The organism is Methylobacterium sp. EM32, assembly GCF_040593685.1.
GTDB lineage: Bacteria > Pseudomonadota > Alphaproteobacteria > Rhizobiales > Beijerinckiaceae > Methylobacterium.
The window spans coordinates 1-21,221 of sequence record NZ_JBEXZS010000186.1; the positions used below are offsets into that span (position 1 = coordinate 1).

General features: G+C 71.2%; 20 protein-coding genes and 1 tRNA gene. 13 read left to right on the plus strand and 8 right to left on the minus strand.

Going from position 1 to position 21,221, the window contains the following annotated elements; translation table 11 throughout:
* The first annotated feature begins 18 nt into the window (after window positions 1–18).
* A tRNA-Met gene (locus ABZT49_RS24720) sits at window positions 19–95 on the plus strand.
* A gap of 46 nt (window positions 96–141) precedes the next feature.
* On the opposite strand, the gene ABZT49_RS24725 is transcribed toward ABZT49_RS24720, so the two are convergent.
* On the minus strand, window positions 142–972 hold the full coding sequence (locus ABZT49_RS24725) for a phosphogluconate dehydrogenase C-terminal domain-containing protein (protein ID WP_355289911.1): 831 nt from the start codon (window positions 970–972) through the stop codon (window positions 142–144).
* Window positions 973–1,166: 194 nt separating this feature from the next.
* On the opposite strand from ABZT49_RS24725, the gene ABZT49_RS24730 reads away from it, so the two are divergent.
* Window positions 1,167–2,183 carry a TRAP transporter substrate-binding protein gene (locus ABZT49_RS24730; protein WP_355289913.1) on the plus strand — a complete coding sequence of 339 codons (1,017 nt, stop codon included), beginning with the start codon at window positions 1,167–1,169 and terminating at the stop codon, window positions 2,181–2,183.
* Between the two features lie 7 nt (window positions 2,184–2,190).
* On the opposite strand, the gene ABZT49_RS24735 is transcribed toward ABZT49_RS24730, so the two are convergent.
* Window positions 2,191–2,919: a hypothetical protein gene (locus tag ABZT49_RS24735; protein WP_355289915.1), complete on the minus strand. Its 729-nt coding sequence runs from the start codon at window positions 2,917–2,919 to the stop codon at window positions 2,191–2,193.
* A gap of 268 nt (window positions 2,920–3,187) precedes the next feature.
* Here ABZT49_RS24735 and ABZT49_RS24740 point away from each other — a divergent pair, with 268 nt between their 5' ends.
* On the plus strand, window positions 3,188–3,475 hold the full coding sequence (locus ABZT49_RS24740; RefSeq protein ID WP_355289917.1) for a DUF6894 family protein: 288 nt from the start codon (window positions 3,188–3,190) through the stop codon (window positions 3,473–3,475).
* 7 nt (window positions 3,476–3,482) lie between these two features.
* Here ABZT49_RS24740 and ABZT49_RS24745 read toward each other — a convergent pair whose 3' ends face one another.
* The 3 genes from ABZT49_RS24745 to ABZT49_RS24755 all read right to left on the minus strand — a co-directional run bounded on the left by ABZT49_RS24745 (window position 3,483) and on the right by ABZT49_RS24755 (window position 9,433).
* Window positions 3,483–4,352 carry a hypothetical protein gene (locus ABZT49_RS24745; protein ID WP_355289919.1) on the minus strand — a complete coding sequence of 290 codons (870 nt, stop codon included), beginning with the start codon at window positions 4,350–4,352 and terminating at the stop codon, window positions 3,483–3,485.
* Between the two features lie 116 nt (window positions 4,353–4,468).
* Window positions 4,469–6,304, minus strand: a complete 1,836-nt coding sequence (locus tag ABZT49_RS24750; RefSeq protein ID WP_355289921.1) for a glycoside hydrolase family 15 protein — start codon at window positions 6,302–6,304, stop codon at window positions 4,469–4,471.
* A gap of 417 nt (window positions 6,305–6,721) precedes the next feature.
* Window positions 6,722–9,433 (minus strand): heparinase II/III family protein, encoded by a 2,712-nt coding sequence (locus tag ABZT49_RS24755; RefSeq protein WP_355289922.1) that lies wholly within the window; start codon window positions 9,431–9,433, stop codon window positions 6,722–6,724.
* A gap of 232 nt (window positions 9,434–9,665) precedes the next feature.
* Between ABZT49_RS24755 and ABZT49_RS24760 the strand changes: the two genes are divergently transcribed.
* The 10 genes from ABZT49_RS24760 to fliP all read left to right on the plus strand — a co-directional run bounded on the left by ABZT49_RS24760 (window position 9,666) and on the right by fliP (window position 16,108).
* A complete protein-coding gene (locus tag ABZT49_RS24760; RefSeq protein ID WP_355289924.1) occupies window positions 9,666–10,046 on the plus strand; it encodes a flagellar basal body protein in 381 nt (126 codons plus the stop codon).
* On the plus strand, window positions 10,043–10,459 hold the full coding sequence (flgC, locus tag ABZT49_RS24765; protein WP_355289926.1) for a flagellar basal body rod protein FlgC: 417 nt from the start codon (window positions 10,043–10,045) through the stop codon (window positions 10,457–10,459). The genes ABZT49_RS24760 and flgC overlap by 4 nt, the downstream gene beginning before the upstream one ends.
* Window positions 10,460–10,466: 7 nt before the next feature.
* A complete protein-coding gene (locus ABZT49_RS24770) occupies window positions 10,467–10,808 on the plus strand; it encodes a flagellar hook-basal body complex protein FliE (RefSeq protein WP_355289928.1) in 342 nt (113 codons plus the stop codon).
* A gap of 13 nt (window positions 10,809–10,821) precedes the next feature.
* Entirely contained in the window at window positions 10,822–11,610 is a 789-nt protein-coding gene (flgG, locus tag ABZT49_RS24775; protein ID WP_355289930.1) for a flagellar basal-body rod protein FlgG, read from the plus strand.
* A gap of 187 nt (window positions 11,611–11,797) precedes the next feature.
* Window positions 11,798–12,325, plus strand: coding sequence for a flagellar basal body P-ring formation chaperone FlgA (gene flgA, locus ABZT49_RS24780; protein WP_407943563.1), 528 nt, complete (start codon window positions 11,798–11,800; stop codon window positions 12,323–12,325).
* Complete coding sequence (gene flgI / locus ABZT49_RS24785) at window positions 12,325–13,488, plus strand: flagellar basal body P-ring protein FlgI (RefSeq protein WP_355289932.1); 1,164 nt, start codon at window positions 12,325–12,327, stop codon at window positions 13,486–13,488. The genes flgA and flgI overlap by 1 nt, the downstream gene beginning before the upstream one ends.
* Entirely contained in the window at window positions 13,485–14,066 is a 582-nt protein-coding gene (locus ABZT49_RS24790; protein WP_355289934.1) for a MotE family protein, read from the plus strand. Before flgI ends, ABZT49_RS24790 begins: the two co-directional genes overlap by 4 nt.
* Window positions 14,066–14,803, plus strand: a complete 738-nt coding sequence (gene flgH / locus ABZT49_RS24795; RefSeq protein ID WP_355289936.1) for a flagellar basal body L-ring protein FlgH — start codon at window positions 14,066–14,068, stop codon at window positions 14,801–14,803. Before ABZT49_RS24790 ends, flgH begins: the two co-directional genes overlap by 1 nt.
* A gap of 25 nt (window positions 14,804–14,828) precedes the next feature.
* Window positions 14,829–15,323, plus strand: a complete 495-nt coding sequence (locus ABZT49_RS24800) for a flagellar basal body-associated FliL family protein (RefSeq protein ID WP_355289938.1) — start codon at window positions 14,829–14,831, stop codon at window positions 15,321–15,323.
* Entirely contained in the window at window positions 15,320–16,108 is a 789-nt protein-coding gene (fliP, locus tag ABZT49_RS24805; protein WP_355289940.1) for a flagellar type III secretion system pore protein FliP, read from the plus strand. The genes ABZT49_RS24800 and fliP overlap by 4 nt, the downstream gene beginning before the upstream one ends.
* A 255-nt stretch (window positions 16,109–16,363) precedes the next feature.
* On the opposite strand, the gene ABZT49_RS24810 is transcribed toward fliP, so the two are convergent.
* From ABZT49_RS24810 to ABZT49_RS24820, 3 genes are read right to left on the minus strand one after another with little or no spacing between them, the layout of a single operon-like run.
* Entirely contained in the window at window positions 16,364–17,467 is a 1,104-nt protein-coding gene (locus ABZT49_RS24810) for a microcin C ABC transporter permease YejB (RefSeq protein WP_355289942.1), read from the minus strand.
* Between the two features lie 4 nt (window positions 17,468–17,471).
* The gene (locus ABZT49_RS24815; RefSeq protein WP_355289944.1) at window positions 17,472–19,316 is read right to left on the minus strand and encodes an extracellular solute-binding protein; all 1,845 of its coding nucleotides are present in this window, start codon (window positions 19,314–19,316) and stop codon (window positions 17,472–17,474) included.
* Window positions 19,316–21,220: an extracellular solute-binding protein gene (locus tag ABZT49_RS24820; protein WP_355289946.1), complete on the minus strand. Its 1,905-nt coding sequence runs from the start codon at window positions 21,218–21,220 to the stop codon at window positions 19,316–19,318. Before ABZT49_RS24820 ends, ABZT49_RS24815 begins: the two co-directional genes overlap by 1 nt.
* Between the last annotated feature and the right edge of the window lies 1 nt (window position 21,221).

Sequence of the window (21,221 nt, forward strand, 5' to 3'; positions counted from 1 at the left end):
ACTCAGATCACACCCTGGCGCGGGGTGGAGCAGCCCGGTAGCTCGTCAGGCTCATAACCTGAAGGTCACAGGTTCAAATCCTGTCCCCGCAACCAACCACGAAAAACCCCGCGAGGCGCGAGCCTCGCGGGGTTTTTCGCGTCAAGTGATGCGCCGGATGCTCTCGGTGATCTCGGGCCCGTCGAGGCAGCCGAGCCAGTCGTCGCGCATCAGGCGCGGCTTGCCGAACTGGATCGCCTTGTTGCAGGCATCCGAGAACACGCCGTCGATCTCCTTGAAGGTGACCGCCGCCAGGATGTTGAGGTGGCCGAGCAGGAAGTCGCGGGCGCAAGTTTCCGGCACGCCGCGCCGCACGGTCTCGTCCATCGCCTCGCGCATCACGGCCAGCAGGGTCGCGCAGACCGTCTCCGACAGGCCGGGCTCGAGCAGCGCCATCTGCTCCACGGTGACGCGGTGCGAGCGCAGGATCGGCGCCCAGATCGCCTGGGCGACGCGCTCGCCCAGCGCATAGGCCTCCTCCGGCCCCTGCATCAGGGCGCTGACGATCGACTGCTTCGCGGCGATGCCGCCGAAATGGTCGCGCCGCCCCGCTTCCGTCGTCTCGTCGTTGAAGATCGGCGGGTGGCAGGGATGGGTGACGAAGTAGGTCAGGTCCGGTCGCTCGGGCAGGTGGCCGGCGAAGGGCGCCGCGGCATCGAGGATCACCACCATCGTGCCGGGTTTCAGCTTCGGCGACAGGGCGTGCGAGACCCGGCCGATCAGGGTGTCGGGCACCGCCAGGACCACCACCTCGGCCCCGTCGAGGGCGGCATCCGCCTCGACGCAGTCGAGGCCGAGCTCGCTCTTGAGCCGCTGGCGCCCGGCTTCGCCGACCTCGACGGGGGCGATCCGGAACTCGGATTTGACCAGGTTGCGGGCGAGCCGCACGCCCATCTTCCCCCCGGCCCCGAACAGGGCGATTGTCTCGGTCATGGCGCATCTCCCGCGAGCCGCCGCGGGCCCGTTGAATGGCCTCTTGCCGGGCGGCGGCGGATGCGACAGTGGCGGTGGACCGGGCCCGCGGCAATCGATTTGTCGCTCCTATGCCGCGGGACGCCGCGGCGTGAAGGGGGCGTCAAGGATCCGGGGCGTAGCGCCCGGCATCATCGGCGAGGAGGATCGAACGCATGACGAGGCGCGCCCTGTTCCGCGCAATTCTGGCCGGCTCGTGCTGGGCCCTCCTGCCTTCGCTCGGGCCCGCGGCCGCGCAAGGGCCGGCGGCGGGCGCCGCGATCGTGTGGCGGATGCCGACCGAGTACCCCGCCAGCACCATGCCGGGCGAGGGGCTCGCCACCTTCGCGCGCCTCGTGGCCGAGCGCAGCGGCGGGCGGCTCGCGGTGGAGCCGAGCTTCGATGCCTCTGCTGGCCTGCGCTCTGGCGCGATGATCGGCGCGGTGGCCGCCGGCACCGTCGAGGCGGCGGACGCCTTCACGGGGCCGCTCGCGGCGGTCGATCCGGTCTTCGGCCTCTCCTCCCTGCCCTTCCTGGCGACCTCGATCGCGGAGGCGAAGGCCCTGGCGGAAATCGCCCGCCCAGCCTACGCGCGGGCGCTCGCCGCGAAAGGTCAGCGGCTCCTCTACGTCACGCCCTGGGCGCCGTCGGGGATCTGGTCGCGTCACGCCCTCCCAGGCGCCGACGACCTGAAGGGGCTCAAGATCCGCACCTACGACGCCACCTCGACGGCGGTGCTCGCGGCGGCCGGCGCACAGGCCGTCAACCTGTCCCAGGCCGATGCGATCCCGCAGGTGAAGGCCGGTGCCGTCGACGCGATGCTCTCGTCGGGCGATGGCGGCGTCGGGCGCCGCCTGTGGGAGCAGCTGCCGCACTTCACGGCGGTGCAGTACGCGATGCCGATCTCGATCGCGATGGTCTCGGCCTCCGTCTACGACGCCCTGCCGGAGGCCGTGCGCCGGGCCGTCGACGCGGCCGCCGCCGAGACCGAGGCGCGCCAATGGGCGGCGATCCGCACCCGCCTCGACGAGAATTTTTCGCGCATGCGCCAGAACGGCGTCGTCATCGCCGATCCGCCCGCGCCCTCGATCACCGAGGCCCTCGCCAAGGCCGGCGCGGCGGCCGTGGCGGCCTGGGAGACGCAGACCGGGCCGGAGGGCGCGCGGATCCTGGCGGCGTATCGCGGGCGCTGACGCTTAGTCAGGCGGCGGTGTGGGCCCGCTCGCGCCGCGCCGCCTTCGCGGCCTCCAGGCGCATCCCCGCCTCCGCGATGCCGAGCGGCGGCGCCTGCCGGCCGATGCCGAGGGCTCCGTCGAGGATCGCCACCGCCTCGGTCCAGGCACCGGGCCAGAACAGGGCGGCGGCCTCGACCGCGTCAGCGGCGGTGCGGGGATCGATCTCGGCGGCGAACAGGGCCGCGCGCGCCGCCGCCGCCGCCCGGGCGCCGCGCACCCAGGTGCCCTGGCGGCCGGCCGCCTCGGCGAGCGAGCCCGCCGACCAGGCGGCGTGGCGGGCGACCGTCACCGCGCTCACCAGATCCGGTGCGGTCCGGCAGGCGGCGGCGTGCTGCGCCAGCCCGGCCCGGTCCAGGACCGGCGGCAGCAGGCGGCGGACGCCCTCGCCCACGAGATGGGCGGTGCGCTCCGCCTCCACGGCGTCCGAATCGGCGGAGCCGGCGAGGCGGAGCACGAAGGCCATCAGGCGCGGGCGCTCGGCATCCGGCATCGCGTCGTTGAGGCCCAGCGCGTAGGTGGCGAGCGGACCCGAGAAGCAGGGCGGGCAATCGGCCGAGGAGCGGATCGCCCGGTAGGGCAGGCCCGCCGCCACCAGAGCCGCCTCGTTGATGCAGGTGCCGCCATCCGGGCCCGGGAAGGTGTGCGAGCCCGGCAGCAACCGCCAGTTCAGGATGGGATCGAAGAGGCCGGACATGGAGTCTCCCGCCGGGATTTCGCGCGCCGTCGCCCTTGAGATCGACAGGGTCGAGACTGGCAGGGTTTCGGGCCGGCGGCGAGCCTTCTCTTCAGCCTGGCCCGGAGGCCGGCGGCGAGATCGGAAGGGCGGGCGTACGGGATGCGGCATCGCGCCCCTGCCCTGGCCGGATTGCGTGTTGAGAACATATAGTGAACATTAACCGCTGTCGGGCATCGCCGCTGCGCCGGCGGGCATGGGGACAGAGGATTGGCGAGAGAGGACCGGCATGACGCGCTACCGCTTCCACTGCACCAACGGGTCCGAGTGCATCCTCGATGCCGAGGGCGCGCTGGTCCGCGGGCCTTCCGCCCTCGCCCGCCGTGCCCGTGCGGTCGCCGAGGCGGCGATGCAGAGCCTCGGCGCGGCCGCCGGCGACTGGGCCGAGTGGCGGGTGAGCGTGCACGACCTGACCGGACGGCGGGTCTGGGTCGAGCCGTTCGTGGCGCAGGATCGCTCGACCAAGGATCGCTCGACCGGGAAGCGCCCGACGCGCGAGGCGGCCCTGGCGGCGTGAGCCGCGCTCAGTCGCTCGCCAGGAAATGGTCGTAGACGGCGCGGATCCGCGGCAGGTCCTCCGGCGCCGTCCAGGCCTCGACGATGCCGCGATAGGCCGGGCCCGGCCGCTCCTCCGCCAGCACCGCGTCGATGCGCGCCACCACCTCGCGCCCCCAGGGCGTGCCGGCGCACATCACCCGGGCGAAGACCGGCTCCGGCCCCTCCGCGAAGGGCAGGCCCAGGAAAGCGTCCGGCTGGCCGAGCTGGCGGGCGTTGTAGGCCGCGATGCTGGAGAACTCGACGAGGTAGTCGAGCCGGTCGTTCAGCAGCATCCGGAACGCCTCGCCGAACTCGGAATGGGTCTGGCCCGGCGGGTATTGCCGCAGCAGCGCGTCGATGGCGGGGGCCATGGCGCGGTTGCGCAGCATGCTGGTGCGCAGGTCGCGATGCTCGCTCAGCAGGCTGCGCAGGGACAGGGGCTCGAGCGCCGCGATGCGGGCGCGCTGGGGAGCGTGGATCACGACGCGCAGCGGGTAGAACATCGCCACCGGCCGCGAGAACACCGCGAAGGCCTCGCGCTCGGGCGTCCGCACGCCGCCGACGAAGCACCATTCCTCGCCGTTCTTGAGCGAGGTGACAATGCGCGGAAAAGGAACCGTCAGCGTGGAGTGCGTGTAGCCGGTCAGCCGGGCGCTCAGCAGGCCGCGGATCCGGTCGAAGATGCCGGCGTCGCGGTCCGGACCCTCGGTCATCATGAACGGCGCGGCGTCGTAGACCGACCAGGTGATGTGTTGAGTGGTCGGTGGGGCGGTCTGCGCGTCCCCGGCCCGTGCCGGACGTGAGGATCCCAGGGCGAGCGCGACGGCCAGGCCTGTCAGACAGAGTCCCTTGATCATGGCCGTGTCCGCGATGTCCTTCGACGAGCCTGTCGGAGATGCCCGATGCTCGTTCAAGATCAGGTTAATCGCCGCGCGGGACATCGACGAAGGATCATCATCGGAAAGTCCTCGTGTTAGGCCGGGGGCACGATCCACGGCACCCGGCGCCAACGCGTCTCGCGCAGGGTGCGGTCGGCATAGGTGCCGGCCACCGCCGCCCGGCCGCCCTGGGCCGCGAGGTCGAGGACGAGGGCGCTGTGGATGAAGGCGAGGTGGCTGAAGGCCTGCGGGAAGTTGCCGAGGAAGGTGCGGTCCTCCGCCACCTCCTCGGCGTAGAGGCCGAGGTCGTTCTGCAGCGCCCGTAAGGAGTCGAAGCGGGTCCGCGCCTCCTCGATCCGGCCGAGCCAGACGAGGGCGTCGACGAGCCAGAAGGCGCAGATCAGGAAGGTGCCCTCGTGGCCCGGCAATCCGTCGTCGTTGCGGTAGCGGTAGACGAGCGGGCCGTGGCCAAGGCGCGCGATCACCACATCGACCGTGCGGGAAAACACCGCCTCGTCGACCGGGAAGCCGACCATCGGGGCGATCAGGAGCGCGGCGTCGGGATCGTCGCCGCCGATATATTGCGGGTAGTAGCCGTCCCGTTCGTGAATCCCCTCGCCGTTGACCCGGGCGACGATGGCGTCCCGCGCCGCGCACCAGTGCGGCCGCTCGCCGAACAGCCGGATCGCGCGGTCGACCGCGACCCAGTTCATGATCGCGGCGTGCAGGTAGTGCTCCTCGGGCTTGCGCGGCTCCCACAGGCCGGCATCCGTCTCGTGCCAGTGGGCGGCAGCGAAATCGGCGAGGCGCACCGCCTGGCGCGCCATCGCCTCGGGGATCGTGCCGCCGAGGCTCTGATACATGTGCAGCAGGTCGAGCACCTGGCCGTAGGCGTCGCTCTGGTGCTGCTCGGCCGCCTCGTTGCCGTAGCGGACCGGGGCGCTGCCGCGCCAGCCCTCGAAATGGGCGGCCTCGTGCTCGGTCAGGTCGGTCTCGCCGGCGATGGCGTAGAGGGGGCGTAAGCCCCCCTCGTCGCGCTCCGCGAGGGTGCCGACGAAGCGGAAGAACGCCTCCGCCTCCGCCACCATGCCGAACTTCTTCAGCACGTAGAAGGACAGGCAGGCGTCGCGGATCCAGCAGAACCGGTAATCCCAGTTGCGGATGCCGCCGATCTCCTCCGGCAGCGAGGTGGTGGCCGCCGCCACGATGGCGCCCGAGGGCGCGTAGGTCAGGGCCTTGAGAGTCAGCGCGCTGCGCAGGAGCTGGTCGCTGAGCGGCCCGTCATAGGCCGCCCCCGCCGACCAGCCGGTCCAGGCCCGGCGTGCAGTCTCCATCAGCGCGCGGGGGTGGAGGGGATCGCGCTCCGCCGCCCCGCCGGGATAGAGCGCGAAGGCCTGCTCGCCTCCATGCGCGACGGTGAACCGCGCCACCGCGTCGGATCCCTCGATCGCGACCGGCAGGTCGGCGAACAGCTCCGGCAACCCCGCGGCGCCGGCGCCGCCCGGGACCGCCGCGAGCGCGGGAAAGGTCTCCGAAAAGCCCGCCAGCGGCCGGTAGACCGCCCGCATCGGCACCTCGCCGGACACGCCCGAGACCAGGCGCACCAGGCAGGGCAGCACCCGGCCCGGTTCGGGCGCGAGCATGAAGTCGTGCACCGTCGCCGCCCCGGTGGCGCAGGTGAAGGTGGTCTCGAGGATGTTGGTGCCCGGCAGGTAGAGCCGGGCGCTCTCGAACGGCCCCTCGGGCGCGAGCGCGAAGAAGCCGCCGCGCCGGCGGTCGAGCAGGCGGGAGAAGACCGGGGGCGCGTCGAACCGCTCGAGGCAGGCCCAGTCGATCGAGCCGTCGCGGGCGACGAGGGCGCAGCCGTGGCAGTTGCTGATGAGGCCGTAGGCCTCGATGGGCTGGTAGGGCCGCGCGTCCGGGTCGTGCATCGGGAAAGAAGCTCGGGCGAGAGGGGGTGGGCCCGACGGCCGGGGGACGGCGAGCGCCCTCCCCTCGTGTCGCGTGACCCAGAGGCATCGGGGCGAATGGCCGGGGCCCGCCCATGTTCCCGCCGGAGCGTGGAAATTTTCTCGCGGATGAAAGGGTGAGAGAAAACGTAGTTTCCCCGCCGTTGCGGCTGTTTGCCCCGCCGCGATCATCATCCTCCGCGTCATCCCGGGTCCGCACAGCGGAACCCGGGATCCATAAACGCTGACGCTTCAAAAGGGATCGGAACGCGTATCACCTCATCCGGCGCCGTCGGCGGATATGGATCCCGGGTTCCGCTTTCGCGGCCCCGGGACGACGTGGAGAATGGAAGTTCGGTCGGCCAACGCGCGACACGCGCGCACCGCCCCGATCGATCCTCAGCCTCCCAACACGAACCGCCCCAATTCCTCCCGCGCCAGCACCCGCGCCAGCGAATCCTCCGCCGGGGCGTCGACCGCCATCAGGAGGCCGCCGCAGACGGTGCCGCGGCCCGAGACCGCGTAGCGCAGGGTGCAGGCGGGTTCGAGGCTGCCGGGACGGCCGGCGACGAAGCCCTGGAGCGTGCCGGGCCGGTCGCCGTGGCCGATCACCGCCTCCAGGCCCGACGCCCGGCCGGCGATCGCGAAGGGAACCAGGCCGAGGCGCCGGCCGCCCTGGCGGGCCTGCACCCGGCGCGGCCCCTCGACGGCGACCAGGGTCTCGGGTGCCAGATGCGCGAGGCCGCGGAAGGTCAGGAGCCCGCCCTCGTCCTGCGTGAAACGGTCGATCACCGCGAGGCCCGACAGGTCGTGCGGCAGCACGAAGATCCGGAAGTGGCGGCAGCCCGGCCCATGAACGGTGGTCTCGATCGCGTGGGCGGTGGCGCCGGGCAGCGCCAGGCTGCCGCGATGGATGCCGCCCCCGGCCACCGGCTCGCGCCCCTCGATCACCGCGACGTTGTGGGCGCGGGCCGAGAGAAGGTAGTGGCGCGCCGCCCCGGTCTCGACCTGCTCCGAGCCGCCGGCCTCGACGATCCAGCGCGTCGCCCCCGCCGCGTAGACGAAGGAGGTGCAGTCGGCGTGACCCTGCGGCGAGGTCTCGGCGAAGGTGCAGGCGAAGTGGGCCCAGCCGCGCCCGGCCTCGTGGCGGGCCGACAGGCCGTCGGTGCGAAGGCTGGAGGAGGCCGTTGCGGGCTGGACGGCGGAGCGCTGCGCCACCAGCCCGCCGCCGCCGCGCAGCCGCGCGATCCAGCCGGCATCGTCGGTGCCGGCAAAGACCTCGCCGAAGGGCGGCAGCCGCCCGCCGGGATCGAGGAGACCGGAGAGGTCCGACAGGACCGCCGCCGTGCGGGCCGCGACGAGGGGGCCGGGCGCGGCCTCGCCGAGGGTGTCCCGCAGCGCCCGCCCCAGGGTGACGAGGTCGAGGCGGCGGTGGAGCGAGGAATCCGTGAAGCGCCCGTCCTCCGGCAGGAGCGCCGGCACGCCCGCGCGCAGGCTCTCGCGGGCCAGGCCGTCCCAGTGGCCCGAGAACGGCAGGCGCGGCAGGGCGCGGGCGAGCGCCAGGAGCGCCGCGGCGGCCTGGAGCTGGTGCAGGCTCTGCCCGAAGGTGTTCTGGCCGACGATCTCCGCCAGGGCGAAGCCGTGCCGCACCGCCTCCCCGGTCAGGAGCGGCGCCGCGGCTCCGGCTCCCGGCAGGGCGAGGAGGCCGATCCAGACCTCGGCCCGGGCCGGCAAAGCCGCCGGATGCAGGCTCAGGGGGTCGGCCGGCTGGCCCCAGGGATTGGCCCGCGACCAGGCCTGCGCCAGGGTGAGCGCGCGCGCCGGCGCCGCCTCGGCCAGCGCCAGGAGCCAGGCGAGGGAGTGGTAGGCGAGGCGCCACGGGATAGCGCGGGCGGGTGCCGCCCGGAACGGGTCCTCGTCGAAGCCCGGATTCTCCGGCAGGGGCCAGTCCGGGCAGCCGGCGAGGCGCAAGGTGAGGGCGCCGTCGGGCCTTGCGCCGACGAGGCGCTCGGCCTCGCCCCGTAAGGAGCGGGCGCGGGCGAGCGGCAGCGCGGCGCTGCCAGCCTCCCCGGGGCCGGGGATCCAGGCGGCCTCGGCGCCGGGATCGCACCCGAGCCGGGCCGAGAGGCGGGCGAGGAAGCCCGGGGCGTCGAGGAGGTCGTCGCCGCACAGGCTCTCGAGCCGGAAGCGGTCCTCCAGCGCGACCTCCGGGGGGCCGATCACCTCCACGGCGGGCAGCCGCTCGCCCTCCTCCTCCCAGGTGCAGAAGCCGAGATCGAGGGAGACCGCGCCCGGCGGCGGCTCCAGGTCGAGGGTGAAGCGGCGCGCCTGCGGCTGGGCCGGGAGGTTGATCGCCGCGCCGAGCCCTGGCTGCTCCTCGCTGTCCGGCCGTGCGCCGAGGCCCGGCACCGCGACGGTGCCCGGATAGGGCGGCAGGATCTCCGCCCCGTCGCGGTCGCGGTAGACGAGGCTCACCCGCGCGGCATGCTCGTCGGGCCGCGCGGCGTGGATCTGCCCGCGCACCACGAGGCCGAGGCCAGGGACGAGGCCGTGGCGCAGGGGCTCCGGCTGCGGCCCGAGGTGGCGGCGGCGGAATGCGCCCTCGCGCAGCGGCGCGCCGGGGCGCAGGCGCGGCTCCGCGATCGTGAACCCCTCGGTGTTGCGCCAGGAGCGCAGGGTGAGCGCGAGGCCGCGCGCCTGCGGCGGCACCCCGAAGGCCAGCCGCACCGGGGCCATCCGGACGAGCTCGGTCCCGGCGGGCTGGCAGGCCGGTCCGGCGATCCAGGCGCTGTGCGGATCGAGCAGGGTGCGGGCGAGGCCGGGCACGGCATCGAGGTCGAGGCTCGACCCGTCGGCGGCCAGGAAGTCGAAGCCCGCGAGGGCGAAATCGAGGGCCTGGCCCCCCTCCTCCTCGGCCGCCCAGGCGAGGCGGGCCTCCAGGCAGCACCAGGCCCCCGCCGGCAGGTGGCGGAAGGTCAGCTGCACCCGGGACCAGCGGTTGTTGGCGGTGATCGCGTGCTCGCCCTCGCGCGCGCCCGGCCCCGCCCCGCCCGCGTAGCGGGCCTGGACCGGGAGGAAGACCGGCGCGGAGGGCAGCAGGGCCGGGAGCATGACGCGGGGAGAGGAGCCTGGGCGGGGGTATCCCGCCGCCAGTGCCGGGGAGTGGCCTCGCCTGTCAAGGCGCGGGCGCGGCCGCTCCGTCCGCACTCCACCGCTCGAGCCCCGCAAGCTCCGCCAGCCTCGGGCAAGGTAGCGCTTCTAAATCCTCGGTTACGCGGCAGGGCCCGGGCGTCGGGTCGTTTCGGCACAGGTTTCGAGGAGTGGCGGGCATGGGGAGAATCGTGTGACGGGGCTGTACCTGTTCGATCTCGCCTCAATGCATACCGGCTACCTGTCGGTGCGCCAGTCGACGATCGCCGGCAACGTGGCCAATGCCAACACCCAGGGCTACCAGGCGCGGGACACCGTGCCCTTCGCCCAGGTGCTGGCCCGCACCGGCACCAACATGGCGCAGACGGCGCAGGCCCATCTCCAGGCACCCGGCCTCGGGGTGGCGGTGCGGACCGACAAGACCGGCTGGGACGTGCTCGAGACCTCCAGCAGCGTCAGCCTGGAGCAGGAGATGCTGAAGGCGAGCGAGGTGTCGCGCCAGCACACCCTCGATGTCGGGGTGGTGCGCAGCTTCGACCGCATGCTGAAGCTGGCCGTGAGGAGCGGATCGTGATCGACCCTCTGCTCGCCGCCTCCCGCCTCGCGAGCGCGGGCCTCGAGGCCCAGTCGCTGCGGATGCGGGTGGTGTCGGAGAACCTCGCCAACGCCCAGTCGACGGGCGACGCGCCGGGCGCCGACCCGTATGCGCGCAAGACCGTGACCTTCAAGGCCGAGCTCGACCGGGCGGTCGGCGCCGCCTCGGTCAAGGTGCGCGACATCGACACCGACAAGACCCCGTTCCGGGTCGAGCACGACCCGAGCAGCCCGGCGGCGGACCAGAACGGCAACGTCAAGCTGCCGAACGTGAACGCCCTGATCGAGATGGCCGACATGCGCGAGGCCAACCGCTCCTACGAAGCCAATCTGCAGGTGATCAAGCAGGCCCGCGCGATGGTGGCCAGCGTGATCGACCTCCTGAGGACATGAGCATCCGATGATCGAGGCCCTCACCCTCTCGGCCTTCGACCGGGCCGCCGCCTCCGCCCGTCCCGAGGCCACGGCCGCCGTCCAGCGGGCGGTGACCGGCGCCGGCTTCCCGGGCGTCGAGGCCGCCGCTCCCACCGATTTCGGGCAGATCATGGCAAGTTTCGCGAGCGGCGTGCGCAACGACCTGCGCGCCGGCGAGGCCGCCTCGATCGCCGGCATCCAGGGCAAGGCCTCGACGCAGCAGGTGGTGGAAGCGGTGATGTCCGCCGAGCAGAGCCTGCAGACCGCGGTCGCCATCCGCGACAAGGTCGTGGCCGCCTATCTCGAACTGAGCCGCATGGCGATCTGAGGATTTTACGCAGATGAGAGCGCTCGCCGTCGCCGCCACGGGCATGTCCGCCCAGCAGCTCAACCTCGAGGTCATCGCCAACAACATCGCCAACCTGAACACCACCGGGTTCAAGGGGGCGCGGGCCGAGTTCACCGACCTGCTCTACCAGGCCGAGCGGCAGCAGGGCGTGCCCAACCAGTCCGGGCAGGAGGCGATCCCGGAGGGCGCGATGCTCGGCCTCGGCGTGCGCGCCGCGGCGATCCGCAACCTGCACCGCCAGGGCCAGCTCACCAACACGGCGAACCAGCTCGATCTGGCCATCAACGGTCGCGGCTACTTCCAGATCACGAGCCCGAGCGGCGAGATCAACTACACCCGCGCCGGCGCCTTCAACAAGAACGCCACCGGCCAGCTCGTCACGCTGGAAGGCTACACGGTCGATCCGGCGATCCTGATCCCGAACAACGCCACCGAGATCACCATCAACCAGTCGGGCCAGGTCTACGCCAAGATCGACGGCCAGGTGGCGCAGCAGAATATCGGCCAGCTCACCATCGCCAACTTCGCCAACGAGTCGGGGCTGGAGCCCCTCGGCAACGGCCTCTACCGCGAGACCCCGGCCTCCGGCGCGGCGGTGATCGGCAACCCGGGCGACGCGAGCTACGGCAAGCTCCAGCAGGGCTACCTCGAAGGATCGAACGTCGATCCGGTCAAGGAGATCACCAGCCTGATCACCGCCCAGCGCTCGTTCGAGATGAACTCCAAGGTGATCCAGGCCGTCGACGAGATGGCGAGCACGATCTCCAAGGGAATCCGCTAAGCAGACTTGCGTTGGCGGGCCAACGCTTCGTCCGCTTAGCTTCTTGTTTTGCCGCAGGTTTTTATCGCAAAACCGGTGGCCACTTTTGCGAAACCTGCTTAGAGCCGGGGTCGTCCCGACCCCGGCCTCGGTGAGACTGCCACGCCGCCGGACCCGGCGGCGCCCCTCCTCCCGGCGCGACACATCCATGCGTTCCCTCCTCCGGCACTCCCGTCTTCTTCTGGCGCTGGTCGGCCTGTGCGTTCCGGCCGGCTTCGGCGTGGCCGCTCCGGCCCCGTCGCCCGCCGACTCGCCCTCCGCCCAGGGTTCCGCCCTTTCGGCGAACGAGATGATGCTGCCGGTGCCGACCGTGACGATCTATCCGGGCGACACGATCAAGGAATCGATGCTGCGGCTGCAGGCCTACCCGACGACCTACCGGGCGCGCGCGGCGGTGATCGACGCGCCACTCGCCGTCGTCGGGCGCACCGCCCGCCGGATGCTGCTGCCGGGCGAGCCGGTGCCGGTCAACGCCGTCGACGATCCGCGCCTCGTCAGCCGCGGCGCGCCGACCCAGATGATCTTCGAGGAGAACGGCCTCGTCATTACGGCGGTCGGCTCGCCGCTGCAGAATGGCGGCCTCGGCGAGACCATCCGGGTGCGCAACACCGACACCAACCGCATCGTGCTGGGCACCGTGACGGCGGACGGCCGCATCAAGATCGGCGGGTTCTGATGCGGATCGCGCTGCGCACCGTCCGCGCCGGCCTCGTCCTCGTGCTGGTCCTCGTGATGGGGCTCGACGTCGCGCCGGTCCTACCCGCGCGCGCCGCGGCCCCCGTGATCGCCACCGGCGGCTCCGCCCGGATCAAGGACGTCGCCAGCCTCAAGGGCGTGCGCGACAACCAGATCGTCGGCTACGGCCTCGTCACCGGGCTGCAGGGTACCGGCGACACCCTGCGCAACGCCCAGTTCACCGAGCAGTCGCTGCAATCGATGCTCGACCGGATGGGCATCAACGTGCGCGACGCGCGCCTGCGGACCCGCAACGTCGCCGCCGTGATGGTGACGGCGGACCTGCCTCCTTACGTCGGCGCCGGCTCGCGCATCGACGTGACGGTGACCTCGCTGGGCGACGCGACCTCGCTGCGCGGCGGCACGCTCCTGATGACGCCCCTGTCGGGCGGCGACGGCAACGTCTACGCCGCCGCGCAGGGGCCGCTCGCGGTCTCCGGCTTCTCGGCGCAGGGCCAGGCCGAGCAGCTGACGCAGGGCGTGCCGACCGCCGGCCGCATCCCGAACGGCGCGCTCATCGAGCGCGAGGTGCCGGGTGCGTTCCGCGACCTGCCCGAGCTGATCTTCGAATTGAAGAATCCCGACTTCAAGACCGCCACGATGGTGGCCGACGCGATCAACGCCTACGCGATCGGCCGCTTCCGCCGCCGCATCGCGAGCCCGCGTGACCAGCGCTCGGTGGTGCTCCAGCGCCCGCGCGACATGGTCCTGCCGCGCCTCGTCGCCGAGATCGGCGACCTGACGATCCAGCCGGACGTGCCGGCCCGGGTCGTGGTCGACCAGCGTACCGGCACGGTGGTGATCGGCCGCAACGTGCAGATCTCCACGGTGGCCGTCACCCACGGCAACCTCACGGTGCGGGTCACCGAGACGCCGGAAGTGTCGCAGCCCGCCCCCTTCTCCAACGGTCAGACCACGGTGGTGCCGCGCACCGAGGTGGCGGCCCGCGAGGAGCAGGGCAAGATCGCGGTGCTCGGCGGCTCCGACTTGCAGACCCTGGTGCGCGGCCTCAACCAGGTCGGCCTGAAGCCCTCCGACATCATCGCGATCCTCCAGGCGGTGAAGACCGCCGGTGCCCTCCAGGCGGAGCTCGTCGTCCAATGATCCGGTTCGTCGTGACAGCCCTCCTCCTGGCGCTGGCCGGTCCGGCCCTCGCCGCCGGCGACGGCCATGGCGGGGCGGCGAGCGACCCGGCGAAGGACGCCGCGATGCGCGCCATCGCCGCCCGGGACGCCCCGAAGGAGCCGACCGCGCAGGACTTCGTCGCCAGGGACGCGAAGGATCCGGGCAGGACCGGCTACTGCGCCACCATCGCGGACGCGGCGTCGGATGCCCGCTTCGCCTGGCAGAAGGAGCAGCTCGCCGCGCTCGAGAAGCAGGTCGAGGAGCGCATCCGCCGCCTCGAGGAGAAGCGCGCCGAGTACGAGGCGGTGGTCCAGCGCCGCAAGGAGTTCCTGGCGAAGGCCGACGAGAGCGTGGTGGCGGTCTACGCCAAGATGAAGGCCGACGCGGCGGCGCTCCAGCTCTCCAACATGCCCGAGGACAACGCGGCGGCGATCCTGGTGAAGCTCAACGCCCGGACGGCGAGCGCCGTGCTCGCCGAGATGGAGGCCTCCCGCGCCGCGACTCTGGCCCGCAAGATGGCCGAGGCCGGCCGCCGCAAGGACAACGAGAGATCGTGATGACCCCTAGAGCCCCGGCCGCCCGCCTCCTGACCCTTCGCCTCATTCCTTTGGCCGTCGCGGGTCTCGGCCTCGCCGGCTGCCAGAGCAAGCTCGACGAGCTCGGCCGCCCGCCGGTGCTGACGCCGATCGGTACCGGGCTCGCCGCCCCGCGCGAGGCCCTGCCCTCGACCTTCGGCTCGCTCCAGAGCCGGCACAGCTATCACTCGACCTGGACGCCGGCGAGCGCCGACCTGTTCCAGGATCCCCGCGCCCGCAACATCGGCGACGTGCTGACGGTCAGCATCCTGATCAACGACAAGGCGCAGTTCGACAATGCCAGCGACCGCTCGCGCAGCCAGAAGTCGAGCCTCGGCTTCGATTTCGGCTACGGCGTCTCGGGGCTGAAGGATTCGGCCACCGCCGATACCGGCATCCGCTCCGGCACCGAGACCAAGGGCCAGGGCACCATCGACCGCAAGGAGACTCTGAGCCTGTCTGTGGCCGCGGTGATCACCGAGGTGCTGCCGAACGGCAACCTCCTGATCAGCGGCTCGCAGGAGATCCGGGTCAACAACGAGGTCCGGGTGCTCAACGTCGCCGGCATCGTCCGGCCGCGGGACATCTCGCGCAAGAACACCATTGACTACGACAAGATCGCCGAGGCCCGGGTCTCCTATGGCGGCCGCGGCCGCCTGACCGACGTGCAGGGCCCGACCCTCGGCCAGCAGATCTTCGAGACCGTCGCGCCGTTCTGACGGCCCTGGAATGTGAGGACGCGCGATGGCGGACAAGACCGACGACAAGAAGAAGGGCGGGGCTAAGGCCTGGATCGGGGCGCTTGCCCTCTGCACCCTGGTGGCGGTCGGCACCGGCGCGGGCCTCGGCCTATACCTGATGACGAGCGTCGAGAAGGCGGTCGACCAGAAGACCCGCGAGGCGCAGGAGCACGAGAAGGCCGCCAAGGTGCTGAACTACAGCGGCGAGCTGTCCCTGCGCAGCGTCGGCTCGGTGGTGACGAACCTCGCCGAGCCGGCCGATTCGTGGATCCGGCTCGAATCCTCGGTGGTGTTCAAGACCGGCAGCCTGCCGACGCCGGACATCACCGTGGCGGAGATCAAGGCCGACATCATCGCCTACCTGCGCACGCTCTCGACCGCGCAGATCGAGGGGGCGAGCGGCCTCCAGCACCTGCGCGAGGACCTCAACGAGCGCGTCGCCTTGCGCACCAAGGGGGCGATCCGCGAGCTGATCGTCGAGGCCCTGGTGGTGCAATGACGGGTCGCGTGAACCGGCGTACCGCCCTCGTCCTCGGGACGCTCGCGCTCCTGCTCCTGCCCGCCGGCGCCGCTCTGGCGCAGGGCGCGGCGGGGGGCAGCGTCACCGGCATCCCGGGCCTCGACGCGCTGCTGCCCCCCGGCAACGGCGCGGCGAGCGGGCGCATCCTCCAGCTCGTCGCCCTGCTCACGGTGCTGTCGTTGGCGCCGGGGCTGCTGGTGATGGTGACGAGCTTCACGCGCTTTGCCGTCGCGTTCTCGTTCCTGCGATCCGGGCTCGGCCTCCAGAGCACGCCGGCGAACCTCTTCCTCGTCAGCCTGTCGCTGTTCATGACCTTCTACGTCATGGCGCCGACCTTCGACCGGGCCTGGAGCGAGGGCGTGCGCCCGCTCCAGGAGAACCGGATCAGCGAGGAGGAGGCCTTCACCCGCATCACCGATCCGTTCCGCGAGTTCATGTCGGCCCAGGTGCGGCCGAAGGATCTCCAGACATTCCAGGACCTCGCCACCCGCAGCTTCCCGAAGCCGCAAGAGGGCGAGAAGATCGATCTGCGCATCCTGATCCCGGCCTTCATGATCTCGGAATTGCGCCGCGGCTTCGAGATCGGCTTCCTCATTGCCCTGCCCTTCCTCGTCATCGACATGATCGTTTCGACGATCGTGATGTCGATGGGCATGATGATGCTGCCGCCGACGGTGATCTCGCTGCCGTTCAAGGTGCTGTTCTTCATCCTGATCGATGGATGGAACTTGCTGGTGAGCGGGTTGGTGCGATCATTCTTTTAGCGAGCTTGGCTCTCTCTCGGCAGTAATCGACACCCTCCCATGTCATCCCGGGGCCGCGCAGCGGAACCCTGGATCCATGACCGCTGACGATTCAGGAAGAGGCGGACAGGGTTCAGCCTGAGCCTGCACCCTCGGCGGTTATGGATCCCGGGTTCTCGGCTGCGCCGAGCCCCGGGATGACGCGGTGGGTGTGAAGTCTCACAGAAGACAAAGTGAACAGGGCCGCTGGATCGGCGCCCCTCATCCTGGCCCGCCTCACGCCGCCCGCGCCTCGAAATCGATTCTCGGATCGATCCAGCTATAGGTCAGGTCGGAGATCAGGTTCACCACCAGCCCGAGCAGCGAGAAGATGTAGAGGTTGGCGAACACCACCGGGTAGTCGCGGTTCACGATCGATTCGAACGAGAGCAAGCCCAGCCCGTCGAGGCTGAAGATGGTCTCGATCAGGAGCGAACCGGCGAAGAAGGCCGAGATGAACGCACCGGGGAAACCCGCCACCACGATCAGCATCGCGTTGCGAAAGACGTGGCCGTAGAGTACCTGGCGCTCGGACAGGCCTTTCATCCGCGCGGTCAGCACGTATTGCTTGCGGATCTCGTCGAGGAACGAGTTCTTGGTCAGCAGGGTCGAGGTGGCGAAGGCTCCGATCGCCATGGCGATGATCGGCAGCGTGATGTGCCAGAGGTAGTCGGTCACCTTCTGCCACAGCGGGAAGTTGGACCAGCCCTCGCTGGTGAGCCCGCGCAAGGGGAAGACCTGCAGGAAGGAGCCGCCGGCGAAGAGCACGATCAGCAGGATCGCGAACAGGAAGCCGGGGATCGCGTAGCCGACGATGACGACGCCCGAGGTCCAGACGTCGAAGGGCGAGCCGTCGCGGACCGCCTTGCGGATACCGAGCGGGATCGAGATCGCGTAGGAAATCAGCGTCATCCAGAGGCCGAGGCTGATCGAGACCGGCAGCTTCTCGCGGATCAGCTGCAGCACCGAGACATCGCGAAAGTAGCTCTTGCCGAAATCGAAGCGGGCATAGTCCCACAGCATCTTCAGGAACCGCTCGGGGGCGGGCTTGTCGAAGCCGAATTGCTGCTCCAGGCGCTTGATGAAAGCCGGGTCGAGGCCCTGCGCGCCGCGGTAGCGGGAATTCGATTCCCCTCCCCCGCCCTGGGCCGTGCCGCGCCCGGCGAGGTCGCCGCCACCGCCGGTGATCCGGGACATCGCGGTGTTCTGGCCCTGGAGCTGGGCCAGCACCCGCTCCACCGGCCCGCCGGGGGCGAATTGCACGATCACGAAGGAGATCAGCATGATCCCGAGGATCGTCGGGATCATCAGGAGCAGGCGGCGCAGGATGTAGGCAGCCATGATGTCAGGTCCGTCCGATCTTCCGGGCCTTGTCGGCATCGTGCCACCACAGGGCGGGCACGCCGAGGCCGTATTTCGGCAGCTCGCGCGGCCGGCCGTAGAGGTCCCAGAGCGCGAGGCGGTGGGTGGCGCCGTACCACATCGGCACCCAGTAGCGCCCGGCGCGCAGCACCCGGTCGAGGGCCCGGCAGGCAGCCGTGAGCGCGGACCGCGAGGCGGCGTCGGCGATGCGGTCGAGCATCGCGTCGGCGGCCGGGTTCTCGATGCCGGCGAGGTTCTGCGAGCCCGGCACCTTGGCGGCCCGGCTGCCATAGACCTCGCGTAAAGCCGCCCCCGGGGTGACCGAGCCGCCGAAGCGGGCCGAGACCACGTCGAAGTCGAAATCCTTCAGCCGCGCCTGGTACTGCGCCGCGTCGACGAGGCGCGAACTGGCGCGGATGCCGAGCAGGCTCAGGTTCTTGATGTAGGATTGCAGCAGCGGCTGGAAGACCGGCGAGGAATCCAGGAACTCGAAGGCGAGCGGCTGGCCGTCGGGCAGCTTCATCACCCCGCCGTCGCGGGTGCAGCCGGCCTGGCGCAGCAGCGTGTCGGCCCGGCGCAGGAGCGCCCGGTCCTGGCCCGACCCGTCCGAGCGCGGCGGCGACCACGGCTCGGAAAAGACCTCGTCAGGCACCCGGCCCCGGAACGGCTCGAGGAGCGCCAGTTCCTCAGGCAACGGCATGCCCTCCGCCTTCAGGTCGGAATTCTCGAAGAACGAGGCGGTGCGCTTGTAGGCGCCGTACATCAGGTTCTGGTTCGACCACTCGAAGTCAAAGGCGAGCCCGATCGCCTCGCGGATGCGGGGATCGCGGAAGACCGGCCGGCGGGTGTTGAGGAACCACCCTTGCGTGCCCGAGGGCGTGGCATCCGGCACCGTCTCGCGCTTGACCCGGCCCTCCTGCGCGGCCGGGAAGTCGTAGCCCGTGGCCCAGACCCGGGAGGTGAACTCTTCCCGCCAGGTGAAGGTGCCGGCCTTGAACGCCTCGAACGCGACGTCGCGATCGCGAAAATACTCGTAGCGAATCTCGCCGAAATTGTTCTGGCCGACGGTGACCGGCAGGTCGGCGCCCCAGTAATCGGCGACGCGCTCGAAGGCGATGAAGCGGCCGACCTCGAATCGCGCCACCCGGTAGGGTCCGGAGCCGAGCGGCGGCTCCAGGGTCGAGGCCTCGAAATCGCGATTGCGGTAATAGGCCTCGGAGAAGATCGGCAGGTCGGCGACGATCAGCGGCAGGTCGCGGCTGCGCCCGGGGGCGAAGCGTACAAGAACCGCATCGTCGCCCTCCGCGCTCGCGCCCACGACGTCGCGCAGCACGGCCGCGATGCGCGGATGGCCCTTCTCCTTCAGCACCGTGATCGAGAAGGCGACGTCGCGGGCGGTGAGCCGCGAGCCGTCGTGGAAGCGGGCCTGGGGCCGCAACGCGAAGCGGTAGGCCAGGCGATCGTCGCTCACCGTCACGCTGCGCGCGACGAGACCGTAGGCGGCGTCCGGCTCGTCGAGGGCCCGGACCATCAGGCTGTCGAAGGTCAGGTCCATGCCGGCGGCGCCGTCGCCCTTCAGCACGTAGATGTTAAGGGTGTTGAAGGTCTCGAAGGCCTGGTTGCCGCTGGTGGTGGAGAGCTGAGCCGAGAAGGTGCCGCCCTTCGGCGCGAGCGGATCGACGTAGTCGAAGCGCGGGAAGTCGGCCGGGTATTTCAGGTCGCCGAAGCTCGACAGGCCGTGGCGCTCGGGCCCCTGCTGCGCGAGAGCCGGGGCGCGGGCGGCGAGGAGCGCCGCCCCGCTCCCGGCGAGAAAGCTGCGCCGGCGCATCACCGCGCCGCCCCGGTCTTGGCGGCGAGCGCAGAATCGTACCACCAGGTCGTCGGGAAGCCCGAGGCGCCGTATTTCGGCAGGGTCGCCGGATGGCCGAAGCGGTTCCAGCGCAGGGTCCGGGACACGTTCGAGGACCATTGCGGTACGACGTAATCGTGGGCGAGGAGCACCCGGTCCAGCGCCCGCGTCGCCGCCACCAGCTCCTCGCGATCGGTGGCGTAGATTACCTTGTCGATCAGCGCGTCCACGCCCGCATCCTTGATGCCCGCGAGGTTGCGCGAGCCGGGCCGGTCGGCGGCAGCCGAGCCCCAGAAATCGCGCTGCTCGTTGCCCGGCGAGAGCGATTGCGCCCAGTTGCTGAGCGCCAGCGCGTCGAAATCGAAGCTGCGCGAGAGGTTCTGGTACTGGGCCGGATCGACCACCCGCAGCGACACCTTGAGGCCGATGCGCTCGAGCGCCGCGCGGTAGGGCAGCACGACGCGCTCGGCCGAGTTGTCGTAGCCGAGGAACTCGACGGTGAAGGGCTGGCCGCTCGCCTTCTCGACCATCTGGTTGCCGCGGATCTCGTAGCCCGCCTCCTGGAACAGGCGCACCGCCTCCCGCAGGTTGGCGCGCACCGCCTCCGGCGAGCCGTTGACCGGGTTCTTGTAGGGCGTGGTGAAGACGGTCGCCGGCACCTTGTCCTTGACGCTCTCCAGGATCGCCCGCTCGCGCCCCTCCGGCAGGCCCGACGAGGCGAGTTCGGTGCCGAAGAAGTACGAATCGACCCGCTTGTAGAGGCCGTAGAACAGGGTGCGGTTCATCTCCTCGAAGTCGAAGGCGAGGTTGAAGGCCCGGCGCACCCGCGCGTCGGCGAACTTTTTTCGGCGCAGGTTGAGGGTGAAGGCCTGCATGATGCCGAGGCCCGCCTGCGGGAACTCCTCCTTGAGGATCCGCCCCTCGCGCACGGCCGGGAAGCCGTCATAGGCGGTGGCCCAGTTGCGGGCGATGTTCTCGGTGCGCCAGTCGAACTGGTCGGCCTTGAACGCCTCGATCATCACCGTCGCATCGCGAAAATACTCGGCGCGCTGGGTGTCGAAATTGTTGGCGCCGCGGTTCACGGCGAGGTCGCGGCCCCAGTAATCCGGCACCCGCTCGTAGGTGGCGGTGCGGCCGGCCTCGAACCGGGCCAGCCGATAGGGCCCGGAGCCGAGCGGGATCTCTAGCGTCGTCTCGGTCGGGTTACGGGTCTTGCCCGACGCGTCCTTGCCCTCCCACCAGTGCTTGGGCAGCACGGGCAACTGGCCGACGATCTGGGGCAACTCGCGGTTGCCGGTCTCCGAGAAGGTGAAGCGCACCTCGCGCGGGCCGGTCGCCTCGGCCTTCGTCACGTTGTGGTAGTAGGCGGCGTATTGCGGGCTGTTCTCCTTCAGCACCTGGAAGGAGAACACCACGTCGTCCGGCGTCACCGGCTTCCCGTCGTGCCAGCGCGCCTCCGGCCGCAGGCGGTAGACGACGCTGCCGAGGTCGTCGGCCGGCTTCGCGCCGTCGGCCAAGAGGCCGTAATAGGTCGAGGCCTCGTCCTGGGCCTGGGCCAGCAGGGTGTCGTAGATCAGCGGGATCTGGCTCTCGAGGTCGCCCTTCACCCCGGCGACGATCAGGTTGAAATTGTCGAACGAGCCTTGCGAGCCGAACCGCAGCAGGCCGCCCTTCGGGGCGTTGGGGTCGGCATAGTCGAAATGCGTGAAGCCCACCGGGTATTTCGGCTCGCCGAGGAGCGACAGGCCGTGGCGCCAGCCCCCGTCGGGGAATGCCGCATCGCTGCCTGCTGAAGGAGCGCCCTGCGCGCGGGCCCCGGCCGGGACGGCGGCGAGACCTAAGACGGCGAGGGCGGCGCGGCGAGTGAGGGGGCGTGCGATCACG

What these genes read in the sequence shown, in the direction of transcription:
- ABZT49_RS24725 (WP_355289911.1), bottom strand. Translation starts at nt 972, where the DNA reads ATGACCGAGACAATCGCCCTGTTCGGGGCCGGGGGGAAGATGGGCGTG.
- ABZT49_RS24730 (WP_355289913.1), top strand. Translation starts at nt 1,167, where the DNA reads ATGACGAGGCGCGCCCTGTTCCGCGCAATTCTGGCCGGCTCGTGCTGG.
- ABZT49_RS24735 (WP_355289915.1), bottom strand. Translation starts at nt 2,919, where the DNA reads ATGTCCGGCCTCTTCGATCCCATCCTGAACTGGCGGTTGCTGCCGGGC.
- ABZT49_RS24740 (WP_355289917.1), top strand. Translation starts at nt 3,188, where the DNA reads ATGACGCGCTACCGCTTCCACTGCACCAACGGGTCCGAGTGCATCCTC.
- ABZT49_RS24745 (WP_355289919.1), bottom strand. Translation starts at nt 4,352, where the DNA reads ATGATCAAGGGACTCTGTCTGACAGGCCTGGCCGTCGCGCTCGCCCTG.
- ABZT49_RS24750 (WP_355289921.1), bottom strand. Translation starts at nt 6,304, where the DNA reads ATGCACGACCCGGACGCGCGGCCCTACCAGCCCATCGAGGCCTACGGC.
- ABZT49_RS24755 (WP_355289922.1), bottom strand. Translation starts at nt 9,433, where the DNA reads ATGCTCCCGGCCCTGCTGCCCTCCGCGCCGGTCTTCCTCCCGGTCCAG.
- ABZT49_RS24770 (WP_355289928.1), top strand. Translation starts at nt 10,467, where the DNA reads ATGATCGAGGCCCTCACCCTCTCGGCCTTCGACCGGGCCGCCGCCTCC.
- flgG (WP_355289930.1), top strand. Translation starts at nt 10,822, where the DNA reads ATGAGAGCGCTCGCCGTCGCCGCCACGGGCATGTCCGCCCAGCAGCTC.
- flgA (WP_407943563.1), top strand. Translation starts at nt 11,798, where the DNA reads ATGCGTTCCCTCCTCCGGCACTCCCGTCTTCTTCTGGCGCTGGTCGGC.
- flgI (WP_355289932.1), top strand. Translation starts at nt 12,325, where the DNA reads ATGCGGATCGCGCTGCGCACCGTCCGCGCCGGCCTCGTCCTCGTGCTG.
- ABZT49_RS24790 (WP_355289934.1), top strand. Translation starts at nt 13,485, where the DNA reads ATGATCCGGTTCGTCGTGACAGCCCTCCTCCTGGCGCTGGCCGGTCCG.
- flgH (WP_355289936.1), top strand. Translation starts at nt 14,066, where the DNA reads ATGACCCCTAGAGCCCCGGCCGCCCGCCTCCTGACCCTTCGCCTCATT.
- ABZT49_RS24800 (WP_355289938.1), top strand. Translation starts at nt 14,829, where the DNA reads ATGGCGGACAAGACCGACGACAAGAAGAAGGGCGGGGCTAAGGCCTGG.
- fliP (WP_355289940.1), top strand. Translation starts at nt 15,320, where the DNA reads ATGACGGGTCGCGTGAACCGGCGTACCGCCCTCGTCCTCGGGACGCTC.
- ABZT49_RS24810 (WP_355289942.1), bottom strand. Translation starts at nt 17,467, where the DNA reads ATGGCTGCCTACATCCTGCGCCGCCTGCTCCTGATGATCCCGACGATC.
- ABZT49_RS24815 (WP_355289944.1), bottom strand. Translation starts at nt 19,316, where the DNA reads ATGCGCCGGCGCAGCTTTCTCGCCGGGAGCGGGGCGGCGCTCCTCGCC.